This is a genomic window from Dryocola clanedunensis (assembly GCF_038405435.1).
Taxonomy (GTDB): Bacteria; Pseudomonadota; Gammaproteobacteria; order Enterobacterales; family Enterobacteriaceae; genus Dryocola; species Dryocola clanedunensis_A.
In genome coordinates this window covers 1-744 of record NZ_JBBYHZ010000077.1, presented here as the reverse complement: position 1 = coordinate 744, position 744 = coordinate 1, and the positions used below count along the sequence as shown (strand labels likewise).

The following is a 744-nucleotide window of genomic DNA, read 5'->3' as shown; positions in this document are numbered from 1 at the left end:
ATGAAAAGGCCGAACAGGCTTGGCTTGATCACTTCTGCACTGGCACTTGCCGCCAAGGAGAAGCGCTCTTCGCGGGTCAACAGACGCCCCAGAAGGTGTTGCCGCTCGCCAAAGCGGCGCAGGCAGTTCTCCACGATGATGACCGCCCCATCGACGATCAGGCCAAAATCCAGTGCGCCCAGGCTCATCAGATTCGCGGAGACACGATTCTGGACCATGCCTGTGATCGTCAGTAGCATCGTCAATGGAATGACCGCCGCAGTGATCAGCGCCGCACGAAGATTGCCCAGAAGCAGGAAGAGGACCGCGATGACGAGCAGGGCGCCTTCGAGAAGGTTCTTCTTCACCGTCTCGATGGTCCGGTCCACCAGTTCGGTTCTGTCGTAGACGGGATGCGCCCGCACGCCGTCAGGCAAGGTGGCATCGATGTCCTTGAGCTTGGCGGCAGTTCGCTGAGCCACGTCTCGGCTGTTTTCACCGATGAGCATGAAGGCCGTGCCAAGGACTACTTCCTTGCCATCTTTGGTTGCCGCGCCTGTGCGAAGTTCGGTGCCTTCTACAACGTCCGCCAGATCGCCAACGCGCAATGGCATGCCATCACGGTTGGCCACAACGATCTTGCGCAAGCCCGCCATGTCGGCCACCTGGCCCGGCACGCGGACCAGGTACTGCTCACCGCTTTTCTCGATGTAGCCGGCACCTACGTTGGCGTTGCTGCGTGCCACGGCTTCCAGCACATCCTGC

At 60.6% G+C, this 744-nt stretch carries 1 protein-coding gene; it reads right to left on the bottom strand.

Going from position 1 to position 744, the window contains the following annotated elements:
* The coding region (locus AAE045_RS23470; protein WP_455549719.1) for an efflux RND transporter permease subunit at positions 1 to 744 on the bottom strand (744 nt) is incomplete at both ends.